At 42.5% G+C, this 12,503-nt stretch carries 12 protein-coding genes; 6 read left to right on the top strand and 6 right to left on the bottom strand.

Annotated elements, in window-relative coordinates:
• The first annotated feature begins 532 nt into the window (after positions 1-532).
• Complete coding sequence (gene mtnP / locus I6E83_RS07640; RefSeq protein WP_197100892.1) at positions 533-1,426, top strand: S-methyl-5'-thioadenosine phosphorylase; 894 nt, start codon at positions 533-535, stop codon at positions 1,424-1,426.
• A gap of 161 nt (positions 1,427-1,587) precedes the next feature.
• Here mtnP and I6E83_RS07635 read toward each other — a convergent pair whose 3' ends face one another.
• The 6 genes from I6E83_RS07635 to I6E83_RS07610 form a co-directional block, all read right to left on the bottom strand.
• A complete protein-coding gene (locus tag I6E83_RS07635) occupies positions 1,588-2,631 on the bottom strand; it encodes a methyltransferase domain-containing protein (protein ID WP_197100889.1) in 1,044 nt (347 codons plus the stop codon).
• Between the two features lie 150 nt (positions 2,632-2,781).
• Positions 2,782-3,450: a TIGR04282 family arsenosugar biosynthesis glycosyltransferase gene (locus I6E83_RS07630; RefSeq protein WP_197100887.1), complete on the bottom strand. Its 669-nt coding sequence runs from the start codon at positions 3,448-3,450 to the stop codon at positions 2,782-2,784.
• Positions 3,451-3,580: 130 nt separating this feature from the next.
• Complete coding sequence (locus tag I6E83_RS07625; RefSeq protein WP_197100884.1) at positions 3,581-4,300, bottom strand: TIGR04283 family arsenosugar biosynthesis glycosyltransferase; 720 nt, start codon at positions 4,298-4,300, stop codon at positions 3,581-3,583.
• 70 nt (positions 4,301-4,370) lie between these two features.
• Positions 4,371-5,192: a DUF547 domain-containing protein gene (locus I6E83_RS07620; RefSeq protein WP_197100883.1), complete on the bottom strand. Its 822-nt coding sequence runs from the start codon at positions 5,190-5,192 to the stop codon at positions 4,371-4,373.
• A gap of 128 nt (positions 5,193-5,320) precedes the next feature.
• On the bottom strand, positions 5,321-6,316 hold the full coding sequence (arsS, locus tag I6E83_RS07615) for an arsenosugar biosynthesis radical SAM (seleno)protein ArsS (protein WP_197100881.1): 996 nt from the start codon (positions 6,314-6,316) through the stop codon (positions 5,321-5,323).
• Between the two features lie 347 nt (positions 6,317-6,663).
• Complete coding sequence (locus I6E83_RS07610) at positions 6,664-6,819, bottom strand: hypothetical protein (protein ID WP_197100879.1); 156 nt, start codon at positions 6,817-6,819, stop codon at positions 6,664-6,666.
• Positions 6,820-7,497: 678 nt separating this feature from the next.
• Here I6E83_RS07610 and I6E83_RS07605 point away from each other — a divergent pair.
• The 5 genes from I6E83_RS07605 (at position 7,498) to I6E83_RS07585 (ending at position 12,455) form a co-directional block, all read left to right on the top strand.
• Positions 7,498-8,466, top strand: a complete 969-nt coding sequence (locus I6E83_RS07605) for an alpha/beta fold hydrolase (protein WP_197100877.1) — start codon at positions 7,498-7,500, stop codon at positions 8,464-8,466.
• A gap of 129 nt (positions 8,467-8,595) precedes the next feature.
• The gene (gene dapD, locus I6E83_RS07600; RefSeq protein WP_110922464.1) at positions 8,596-9,417 is read left to right on the top strand and encodes a 2,3,4,5-tetrahydropyridine-2,6-dicarboxylate N-succinyltransferase; all 822 of its coding nucleotides are present in this window, start codon (positions 8,596-8,598) and stop codon (positions 9,415-9,417) included.
• Between the two features lie 360 nt (positions 9,418-9,777).
• Positions 9,778-10,524, top strand: coding sequence for a radical SAM protein (locus I6E83_RS07595; RefSeq protein WP_197100875.1), 747 nt, complete (start codon positions 9,778-9,780; stop codon positions 10,522-10,524).
• A 56-nt stretch (positions 10,525-10,580) separates the two neighbouring features.
• Positions 10,581-11,714: a multidrug resistance efflux transporter family protein gene (locus I6E83_RS07590; protein ID WP_197100873.1), complete on the top strand. Its 1,134-nt coding sequence runs from the start codon at positions 10,581-10,583 to the stop codon at positions 11,712-11,714.
• A 105-nt stretch (positions 11,715-11,819) separates the two neighbouring features.
• Positions 11,820-12,455 carry a trimeric intracellular cation channel family protein gene (locus I6E83_RS07585; protein WP_197100871.1) on the top strand — a complete coding sequence of 212 codons (636 nt, stop codon included), beginning with the start codon at positions 11,820-11,822 and terminating at the stop codon, positions 12,453-12,455.
• The last annotated feature ends 48 nt before the right edge of the window (positions 12,456-12,503 follow it).

Raw genomic sequence — 12,503 nt, 5'->3', positions numbered from 1 at the left:
TGAAATAATCAATTTAATACATAGAGTCGCATTAACTTATGCTTATTAATGCGTTACAGACTTGTAATAATATAGCAATTTTTACAATAAATAAACCACAGACTGTTTTCTCTTTTGCTTTCAATACCTTATATTTGAAGCTGTTTGAAGGCATGCTAGCGTTTTATCATCAAATCTGAATATACACATAGTTCCTCTATATAGAACTGAGTTCCTATCATCAACTATCTAAGCAAGGTTTGAAGGTATTACAAACCTTTATTAAAACCAGCTATAGATGGCACATACTGCCTATTTATTAAAACCAGCTATAGATGGCACATACTGCCTATTTGAGGCAGCATCTACTTTAATTGTGACAATATCTCGTTATAGGTAACACATAAAATCTGACCCAGTACTTATTTTTGATTGCTTTCTATTACCACTCAGTTTCTGCTATATTTTCTTTGAATATTAATAAGCGCCAATAACAAGAAAGTTCTTCTATATTAGCAAGGTTGTCTTTGACAACTAAAATTGGATAACACTTATGATAACCTCTATAAAACAAGCACCACTATCTGCGGATATCGCCATCATTGGGGGTAGCGGGCTGTATCAAATGGATGCGCTTATCAACAAGCGTCATATCACTATTGACACGCCCTTTGGCAGCCCCTCTGATGATATTGTCCTTGGTGAGTTAGCAGGTGTGACCGTTGCTTTTTTAACACGGCATGGTCAAGGTCATAGACTGACGCCGTCTGAAGTGCCTTATCGTGCCAATATTTATGCGTTAAAAACGCTTGGGGTACGCTACATCGTGTCCGTATCAGCAGTAGGCTCTCTACGAGAATCACTTAAGCCACTAGATATGGTCATTCCAGATCAAATGATTGATATGACCAAGCAGCGAGTGAGTACTTTTTTTGGCACGGGCGCAGTCGCTCATGTATCAATGGCCGATCCGCTTTGCCCTGCCCTAGCAGAACTCTTGACGCGTGCCTATGACAATGCAGATATTGCAGAAGGCACCAGTCACTCAAAAGCGACCTATGTCTGTATTGAAGGGCCACAGTTCTCAACCCGTGCAGAGTCCCAGTGGTATCGTCAGATGCAGGCGGATATCATCGGTATGACCAATATGCCAGAAGCCAAATTGGCACGTGAGGCAAGTATTGCCTATGCGACCTTGGCACTGGTGACAGATTTTGATTGTTGGCACCCGACTGAAGAAGCCGTCAGTGCAGACTATGCGATAAAAAATCTCATGAAAAATGCAGATAACGCTCAAAAGGTGATTAAAGAAGCGGTCGCTTTGATTGCCGCTGAATCACCTGACTCAATTGCACATGATGCGCTTGCTCAGGCACTGGTGACATCAGTAGATATGATTGATGAGGCAACCAAAACTCGATTGGCGGCATTACTTCCTAAACATTAATAGACATGTCGATAAATGAGTATTTAACCGAAAATCAATCGACCAAACAGTAAAAGGCTATTTCTATAGCGTCTGCCAATATATAAACATCGACAACGAATGACTCATAAAAAAAGCCATTAAGTGAATTAATGGCCTCTGCTAATGTCAATCTCTTAGTTTTAACAACAACCACCTAATCCAGAGGTTGGCATCACAGACTGGTTAAATGGCATCAGCTCACCGCAGCCGGCAAAAATACCATAGTGACGACTGTCATCACCGATAAACTCAAAATGCGGCGCAAAGCGAGACTCTTTTAGCATCCTAAACGTGTTGCCACAGACTGAGAATACCCGACCCGCTTCGATAGCATGATGCTTATCAAGATCAAAACGATGCGGTGACTGAGCGATAGAGCCTTTGTATATAACCGCTTGACCATGATCTTCGCAAGCATCTTCGAGCGCTGCAATCTTAAACAAACGATAAGTAGCAGAGAAAAACTGGATATCACCAATTTTGGCAGCCAAGGCAGGATCCGTAATTTCAAGTGGACGATCCTCGACCAAACGTACATCTAAAAACCCTGCCTCTCGTGACAGACGGGTAAAGTCTTTCCAGTACAATGCGCCGCTCAAACACTCGCCATACAAGACTGGGTCATTGATCAAATATTGCGGAATACGGCGGTCAGCATACACATCAGAAAAATAAAACTCGCCGCCAGGCTTAAGCAAACGCTGCACACTGGCCATGACTGCTGTTTTGTCTGGTGAGAGATTAATCACGCAGTTTGAGACAATAATGTCGAAGCTACCATCTGCAAGATTGAGCTCATCTAGCTTTTCGATATAGCCATGCAAAAAAGTCACATTGTCATAGCCAAACTTGTCGATGTGATATTGCTGATGCTCTTTGGCAACGGCCAACTGCTCATCCGTCATATCGACGCCGACCACATGCCCACTCTCGCCCACCAATTGCGCCAATGCATAGACGTCACGGCCTGAACCACTGCCTAAGTCCAAAATTCGGCAACCCTCGAGCAGTGCAGGACATACTAGCCCGCATCCATAATAGCGACTCAGCACTTCATCGTGAATGTTAGCCAATAATGGCTTGAGCCACTCTGGCATATTGCTCACATCACAACACGCTGAGGTTTTTAGATCGGCAGTGCCTTGTAACTTTTTACCATAGTAATTTTGCACAACGTCATGCATAACAATGTCCTTATTGAGAGTAAAACCTGGTTAAAATCTGAGTAAACATCATAAAAGTAAAGCGATACGATATAAATACATCTATGACAAGCGTGTGCTGAGAGTCACCTAATCATTCGTACTGTCATCTAGTCATTCGTATAGTCATAACTATTGAGCAAACTTAAGCCAATCTGATGGCAGATGCTCTAAATCCTGAGGCTCATCAATGTCATGTAACGGTGCTAACAATGCCAATGTCCAACCCAAATCCGCTACACGCTGCTGGGTCACAGCGGCCACGCTAGCTGTACTCCAGATAATGTCCGAAAACAGACTGCCATCCACTTGCTTAAACCCGAGTAACACATAGCCACCATCTGATGCTGGAATCATAACTGCATCATGGTCATCGAGCTGCTGTACTGCTGTCTGAATACGCTCTGCCGTCAGACTGGGACAGTCAGAGCCTATCAATACGATTTTTTGGTGTTTTTTCAGCGCATCTTGACTTGCTGTGATTAAACGCGTGCCCAAGTCGCCCTCTGCTTGAGTCGACCACTGCAACGAATCAGGCAAATCAAGAGTTTGCCAACAAGGGTCTGTCGCTGCTGGACTGACACATAACTCAACGGCAAAATTAGTAGAGACCGCTTGCTCCACACTATGCAACAGCAATTGTTTTGCCATACGGGCAGCACCCTCTACGCCTAGAGCTGGCTGCAAGCGAGTTTTTGCCATATCACGCGCTGGATATTTGGCAAACAATATGACACAGGTGTCTGGGTGTTGTGCATCAGTTATCGTACGGGTTATGTGAGGGCTTGAATGCTCAGTCATGCTAGGGCGCATCCTTAATCTAAAAGGGTATTAATGTTTATATAGCTGATTCGGTTTAAACGAGCGTCAAGGCAATAGAGTGCAAATGTATAGCTTGCTCTCGGCTTCCTTATATCAAAGTCATTTGAATTCAACGATAGTAGCGCTGCCTTAATACTTCAGGGGACACGCCGCGCCAATAATCGAATCGTAAGTGCCACATCAAAAAAATGGTGGGCCATGTGCCATGTTGTTGCCAACGCCGCGCTGAGGTCGTCACTTTACTTTTTAGGCAAACAGGCTTAGTAATACTTTTTAGACGTTTGCAAAGTTCAATATCTTCCATCAATGGCTGATCGGCATAGCCATTCATTCGTTCAAACAAAGACCTTTTGATAAAAATGGCTTGATCACCCGTGGCGATACTCACTAAGCGTGAACGCTTATTGATCATCATGCCGACAATTTTTAATAACGGATCACGGCTATTCAGACGCACATCGAAACGTCCCCAGTCATACTGAGTCATTGCCTGCTGAATGTTATCTATCGCATCAATTGGCAACTCGGTATCAGCATGTAAAAAGAGCAAAGCATCCCCTGTTGCTTGCTGAGCGCCCGTATTCATTTGTCGAGCACGGCCTGCTACGGATTCAATCAACTGCCAGTCGATAGTAGGCTGTGTCACACTTGATAAATCATTTAATAAACGTCTAGTAATACCAACCGAATCATCCGTCGAGCCACCATCCACCACTATCACTTGCGACGGTGGTGGATATAGACCATTAATATGAGCAATGAGCTGCGGCATATTATCTGCTTCATTGAGCAACGGAACGATGATAGAGATGTTCAATAAATGCACCATTTTGATGAGTCATCATCATTTTCGCCTGTCTTTAATAAAGACCAGCACCTGTATCTACCAAATTTTAGATTTACTTTTTATTTAAGTTCCAATTGTAATCGGTATAACTGATTTTGATTTTGCCTTGCTTCAAATCAGCGGTTTGGGATTTACTCAATCCCAACGATGAAGAGTAACGACCCAAAAACCCTTCCAAATCGTTGGTACTACGCCAATTGGTCGCAAAGTCTTCTTTGTACCATTTGAAGATTGGCGATACACTCAGCGTATTACCCTTTAGGCGATTTCGGCTACTGTCTGCCAAAAATTTCGAGGTCGCTTGCTCTAGTTGCCCATCCAAACCTTTGCCAGTGAAAGCATCATCTTGCAATGCAGGGCAGCCAATACTGGCACAGTTAACCGCGAAGTGAATGCGCGGATCATTGTAGCGCTTAGAGCCACGGATCAAGGTGTGCTCGATCTCATCTAGTGAACGAGTCTTACCCAATAATGGAATAAATTTTTGCTTCCATGGCGAGCCAAATGTCCCACCGATGTCTTTGATAGATTTGATATTAGGATATTTAGTCAATACCAAATCGACAGTACCCGCATTGTAGACATTGATTAAAAATGCCAACTGCTCATTTTTGTTCCAACGATTAAACTCTGACTGAGATACCTTGCTCGTGGCATCCAAATAGCTTGTGAGCTTGCTACTATCTGCTTTCATGCCAGCATAATTGACCACCGAGGCTTTGCCACCATTGGTCATGGTGACATGCTTGTTAAGCAAACTATCCCAGCTTTGATGGTTAAAATCAGCATAAGCGGCAACACTGGATAATAGAATTGCTGTCGCAATCACGGGCTGTACCACTAGGTTTTTGACTGAAAAGTTAGATACTGACATAAGATTGGCTCCATTTGAATCGATGATGTTTTGCTATTTAATTTTTGTCTGCTTCAATAGTATTTACTGACAAAAACTGTTTATTTATTTTTGTTGAGTTTCAACGTGTGATAATTTTAGATGAATTATTAAATAATCGTCTCTTCTGCTGGGTGACCCATCTCCTCTTCCTCTAACGCGCCACCGCAGCTACTGCCCTGTCCTGCGGTGCAGCCATAACAATGATCAGCAATAGCGATGTCATCGCCAGAAGGGTTTTGGGTCAACAGATCGTTTAGATGTCGACGCGATTTATTGGGTACGGGTATCTCTAACTGTTGATTAAAATCACAGTCAAATAGTTCGCCCAGCCAATTGACGCTAATGGTTGAGCGGCACATAACCCCAGCTAAATTGGCAGCGACATAGTTGTCTTTGAGCAGTGTCATATAGGGGTGAAATTGATCTTTGGCCAATAGCACTGCCCCAAAACGCTGAATCGGCATATTAGTCAGTGCAAATAATTGATTAAACTCTATATCGAAATGCTCTTTTAGCTCCCGCTTATAGTCGGCTTCAAGCTGCTGCTGATTGGGCGGCAGTGTGGCACCTTGCGGATTGAAGACCAAATTCAGTGTCAGGTTGGAGTCAGGCTTGCCATAGCCCAAGCTGTTGAGCTTTTGCAATCCCAATATACTGTCGTCAAATGCACCTTTGCCACGCTGTTTATCTACATTTTCTAGTGAATAGCATGGCAATGAGGCCACCACTTCTACCTGATTGTCTGCTAAAAACTGCGCCATGTCCTCATAACCCTCTTCCATGAGAATGGTCAAATTGCAGCGATCTATTACTGTGACGCCGAGTGCGCGAGCCGCTTCTACCAAATACTTAAAGTCCTCATGCATCTCAGGCGCACCGCCCGTGAGATCAAGCGTGTCAATATTTTGCGCTTGTAGCACTTTAGGTATCAGCTCAACCAACTCTCGTGACATCATCTCAGTTCGATAAGGACTGGCCGCCACATGACAGTGTACGCACGACATATTGCACAAGTAACCCATATTGACCTGCAATATGGTTAATTGTTGGCGTTTAATAGCAGGAAAGTCCGTATGCTCAAGTAATTCAATAGTCGATTTCATAGTGGTACAAAATCCTTTTAGTTGTACAGCTAAAGAAAATAATAACGTGAACATAAAAAAGCAATAGTAGTCAATTCAATTTAAAGGCAGTACAAGGCAACCGAGTGTAGGTGTAACTGTGATAATTCAAGCGAGGTTAACGCTGTCATACTTTTATAGTGGAATGACTATAACGACATGTAAACAATTGCTTTTATGACTATTTCATATTCATACTACCTCATTTATAAATTCCTAACTTTGTCTTTTTTCTAATGAATGGTAGCTGATTATGAATAAGCGCTCACAACTCACCATGTTGATTACACATCCATATATAGATGACATACTGTGCTTTTAAATAAACATTACATGTCATAGGACTTTACAAATCGTCTATCAATTTTTTGTTTGAGATACCATATCCAACATCCTTGTAGACTGACCCACCCATTATCTATCGTTTTTAAATCAGTCGATGATGTCCATACCGAGCCAACCAAGTAACATCCCAATGTGGGCATAACCTGCTCCTGCTAGTAGTAATATTTTTTAGACAGATTCGTCATAGGCTACTTCGTATCAGTCAGTGGTATAGTCAGTTCAGTATAAAAAGAACCTCCGATAATTTTTGAATGGTAAGCATGGCTTAAGTTATTAGCATGGCTTTGACATTCTGTTTAAAAATAACATGGAAATGCAACGGGTTTGAGAATGGTCTGTTGTAAACGTGCGATGACAACATCAATGGCTTGAACCATGCACATTAAACAGTGGTACTTGATTGTTCAGTCTCGATAATATTTATGATGTTAAAGCAAGCATGTTACCTACTAGCACCTGCTTACCCTTAGCTGTCCAGTTGATTCAGTTTATAAGAGAGTCAAGGCAGCCGATTGCAGATGTAACTGTGATACTTCAGGCGAGGTTAACGCTGTCGCTCTTTTATAGAGAATCGACTGTACCATTAAAAATAATCTGTCTGTGTGGGTCACTTAACCTAGTAAAAGCAGGTAAAATGTATCCACGTTCAATAAAACAAACCCGTTAAAGCCCTATAATTATTTGATTTTTTAGCATATCATTTATAGTAACTATACCTTTATAGTCACTATTGGCATGCTTCAGATACACTGTCTCTTTATTTATCAGATTTTATTCATCAAAATTACAAATAATAAAAACCCGTCAAGGAATACTACATGAGTACCAGTAACGACCATATTCTCTCCTCCGACAATACTCACTATTTGCACCATGAGTTTTTTGAACCCAGTAATAAAGATGTAGATATCAGTGCCACTTTATTGATTGTACATGGCATGGCGGAACACAGTGGCCGCTATAGCGACTTTGCACAGTTTTTGGCAGATCATGGCATCGCGGTGGCAACTTATGATCATTTGGGTCATGGGAAAACGGTGAAAACAGAGGCAGATTTAGGGTTTTTTGGAGATGAGCATCCAGTGCAATCGTTGTTGAAAGACGTGATTATCATGGCCGATACCTTAAAAAATCGCCATCCTGACGTGCCGCATTTTGTCTTGGGTCATTCAATGGGTTCGTTCATTATTCGCAACGTCCTCAAGCATCATGCAGGCACCTTTGCTGGCGCTATTTTAATGGGCACAGCCGATGCCAACCCATTGACTAAAGTACTACTGCCCGTCAATAAAATTTTGGCAAAAGTCGCCTCAAGAAAACAAAATCCTGTGTTTGCGAAGGTGATGAATAAAGTCCTTAATAGCAAGCTTGAAGATCGCATCTCTTCATCAGAATTTGCATGGTTAACTGAAGACCCTACAGCCATCGAAATCTACGAAGCAGATCCATTAACGGGCTTTGACTTTACCAATAATGGTTTTATGACGTTGTTTTCTCTAATGGAAACAGGCTTGAATAAAAACTGGGCGACAACCATCGCTAAAAACTTCCCAATGCTATTTATCAGTGGTGAAGATGATCCCATTGGAGATATGGGTCATGGTATCCGCAAAATCGTCACTCGCTTAAATAAGAAAAATTTTAGTAACGTAGACATCCAGCTTTATCCAAATATGCGCCATGAGCCACTACACGAAAAAGATCATGAAATCGTCTATCAAGATATCTTGGAGTGGATTGAGAGTAATACGTCAGATAATCAAGCTCAATGCCGAGGTTCACAGTGAACTCGTTTGCTAAAAGTTGTTAAATTAGCGACAATACGGCAAGTAAAATCTTAGTCCGAAACTAAGCAAACATTTAACTATAAGTACGATGTATTTTTTAATTACCTTTAACTAACGTTAGGATTTTTTATGTCATTACAACAAACCATCGAACAAGCTTTTGAAAACCGTAACGAATACAGCCCAAGCACTATGCCACAAGACGTGCGCGATGCTGTCGAGCAAGTGCTTGAGCAACTAGATAACGGTAGCCTACGTGTTGCAGAAAAGAAAGACGGTGAATGGATCGTCAACCAATGGGCGAAAAAGGCGGTATTATTGTCTTTTCGCTTGAATGACAACTACGTTCAAGCCGCTGGTGAGCATGTGCAGTTTTATGACAAAGTGCCAACTAAGTTTGCTGATTGGACTGAAGCGCAGTTTAAAGAAGCGGGCGTACGTGTAGTACCACCAGCCGTTGCTCGTAAAGGCTCTTTCATCGCAGCTGGTGCAGTATTAATGCCATCGTATGTCAATATCGGTGCTTACGTTGATCAAGGCGCTATGGTAGATACATGGGCAACCGTTGGCTCATGTGCCCAAATCGGTAAAAACGTGCATTTATCAGGCGGCGTTGGCATCGGCGGCGTATTAGAGCCATTACAAGCCAACCCAACCATCATCGAAGACAACTGCTTCATCGGTGCGCGCTCTGAAATCGTTGAAGGCGTGATCGTAGAAGAAGGTTCTGTGATCTCTATGGGTGTGTTCATCGGTCAATCTACCCGCATCTATGATCGCGAAACTGGCGAGATTCATCGTGGCCGTGTACCAGCAGGTTCTGTTGTCGTACCAGGCAGCTTACCGTCAGAAGATGGCACGCACAGCTTGTATGCTGCTATCATCGTGAAAAAAGTAGATGCGCAAACTCGTGCAAAAACATCAGTAAACGAGCTATTACGCTTAGCCTAAAATCATATTACAGCTCAAACCTGTATTGATTAAAAGAGATGCTAAAGTCAGGCTTTAGCATCTCTTTTTTATCTTATTTTTGCAGCGTAGTATTGCTCTGTGCGTTATAATCCTTTCCTTACCCTTTTAATTATTTGTTAAATCATAAGCTTTACGGTTTCCACGATTTTTTATTAGCCCATACTCTTATTTTGCAAACTTGTTCTAGATCGTGTTGAACATGATTCTGCAATAGGCTGTTTTTAGTTGATTCAACGTTCTCTAGACGATATAACGTTAAAAAATAAGTATCGTCATTCTAAGCATATATTTTTAACACGCCCTAACCACTCCATTCTTTTATCTGATATCGACATTGTTATGACCAAGCCATCGCTACGTACTGCCGCCATCCCTGTCACTGATCCTGAAGCGGGTCTACGCCTGACAGAGATTTTTTATTCCTTGCAAGGGGAAGCCATCACTTCAGGCTTGCCGACAATATTTGTGCGCCTGACCGGTTGCCCGTTACGCTGCGTGTATTGCGATACTGAATACGCATTCACAGGTGGTGAGCGCCAGTCGCTCGAGGCTATTATCACCACCATCAAAAGCCACCCGTGCAAGCGCATTTGTCTGACTGGTGGTGAACCGTTAGCCCAGCCAAATGCCATTGAACTAATGAAGCGACTGCTGAGCGATGATTATGACATCTCGCTTGAAACTGCAGGGGCACTCACGGTAGAAAATGTACCGCCAGCCGTCAGTAAAGTGATGGATCTCAAAACACCAAGTTCAGGCGAAGTCGACAAAAACCTATGGTCAAATCTTGACTATTTGACTCAACACGATCAAATCAAGTTTGTCATCATGAACCGCGCTGATTATGACTGGGCAAAAGACAAACTGTTTGAGCACAAGCTGAATGAATTGGTCGGTACGGTTTGGTTTTCTCCGATGTTCAATGTCGCAGATGATATCAGTGAAGATGCTAGTAAAAATTTGCCTAGCCCTGAAGTACCAGTATTGGCGCGTGAGCTTGCAGAATGGATGTTAGCAGATGCCCTACCCGTACGCTTTCAGTTGCAACTGCACAAAATCATTTGGGCTGATGCCAAGGGCAAATAACAATCCTCTATATGGACATTTAGTATAAGTAACAAGCCAAGGATACAGGCGTAGGTATGATTAGACTCATTTTATTGGGCTTGTTGGCGGGTGCATTTTTTAGCACCACGTTTATTTTAAACGAGCTGATGAGTACAGCTGGTGGTCATTGGTTTTGGTCAGCCAGTCTACGCTATGTCTTTATGTGGTTGATTCTCACTGCCATTATCGTCATGCAGCACGGCTTTGGACGTATTAGAGAGCTGGCGACCATTTTCCGTCAACACTGGGGCTTTTGGTGTGTGACGGGCAGTGTTGGTTTCGGACTATTCTATACTGGTATCTGCTACGCTGCTGATCATGTCTCAGGTTGGGTAGTCGCAGCAACCTTTATGTTTACGGTAGTGGCAAGTCTGCTGGTATTGCTAGCATTTGGACAGCGTTTTGATAAGAAATTTATTGCGTATGCGTTGCTGGTTTTTATCGGTGTCGTATTAGTCAATGTGAGCGAAGGATTACACGCAGCTGAGGTAGCCAATGTAAATGCTATACCAATGGCGGACATGCTGCTTTACGGTGCTCTGCCTGCATTAATTGCTGCCTTTAGTTACCCTATTGGTAATCAGCTAGTTTGGCAAGTGTCTTATAATGCCAAAAATCACAATACTAAACTGCCCCTCACCGCTCAAAATACTAACCAGATATTAGACTCTGAGCGCCCCTTTCTGTCTGCAATTGATGCTCACTATGCAGCTGATACTACTAATATCACCCATACGACAGATACTGTCTCAGCTCACTCACCACCCTCTTTACTACCACGCTTAATTGCAAAAATCCCCGCTATTGAAACTTCGCTCTTGAAAAACGCATTTAATAAAGTATGGTTAGTGACTGTCGGGAGTTTGCCATTCTGGCTGGTTTTAGGCATGATAGTTCGCCCTGAATTACCAAGTACGTCACAGATTTTCAATACTCTGCTCGTGGCTTTATTGGCAGGGGTTGCGGCAACGACTATATTTTTGTATGCGCGCGAGCAAGCCGTTACTTCAAGCGAAGTCGCTGGTGTAGATTCCACACAGGCCAGCGAGGTGATATTTTCATTAATTGGTGGTATGTTATTACTCAATAGCAGCCTGCCATCGTCGATGGGATTGATAGGTATTGGGCTGATTATAATAGGGCTTATTCTATTTGCGAAGGATGGTTAAATCACCATCTAAAACCATACTAACTATATACTCATCATTGATATAAACACCTTCAAAACCAGCCCAAGCTATCTATTTTGACGGTCACTACTTGATAATATAATTATGTCTCATAGTTTAGTTTTTCCTGATATTTTGTTATATTTATTAGACATGGTTGGCGTGATTGCTTGCGCGATAGCAGGTACTTTGCTTGCTCAGCATAAAGGCTTCGATATTTCTGGCTGTATCTTAGTGGCGATGGTCAATGCGATTGGCGGTGGTACGCTACGAGATATGGCGTTAGACCGTCATCCGCTGTTTTGGATGACTGACCTCAATTATGTGATTGTCATCACCGTGACGTCCCTCATCTTACAAATATTCTTTCATCTATATCATAAGATTGATAAGGCATTGAAGCTTTTCGATGCCATTGGGCTGGCTGCCTTTAGCGTGATTGGTTTTAAAATCGCGTTGACACAAGATATGTCGCCTATTATTGCTATTATGATGGGTGTATGGACGGCGATGATTGGCGGTATGCTTCGTGATATTATCTGTAATGAGATACCCTTAGTGCTGCAGCGTGAGATTTATATCACGGCTAGCATTGCAGGCTCTGTGGCTTATTTGATTTTGCAACAATTCGGCGTGTCCTCTGGTATTAATGAATTTATCATGCTGTTTATCATCTTTGCAGTACGTATGTTGGCGCTCAAATTTGATTGGCACTTGCCTTCTATTCGCCTAGCTGCTTAGTCGCTTGGCCACTTAAAGTAAAAGTGGCTATAGATTTAGCACTCATCA

The sequence above is a fragment of the Psychrobacter sp. SZ93C1 genome (assembly GCF_015864635.1).
GTDB lineage: Bacteria > Pseudomonadota > Gammaproteobacteria > Pseudomonadales > Moraxellaceae > Psychrobacter > Psychrobacter fozii.
The sequence above is the reverse complement of the archived record's forward strand: the minus strand, read 5'-3'. Positions and strand labels throughout refer to the sequence as shown.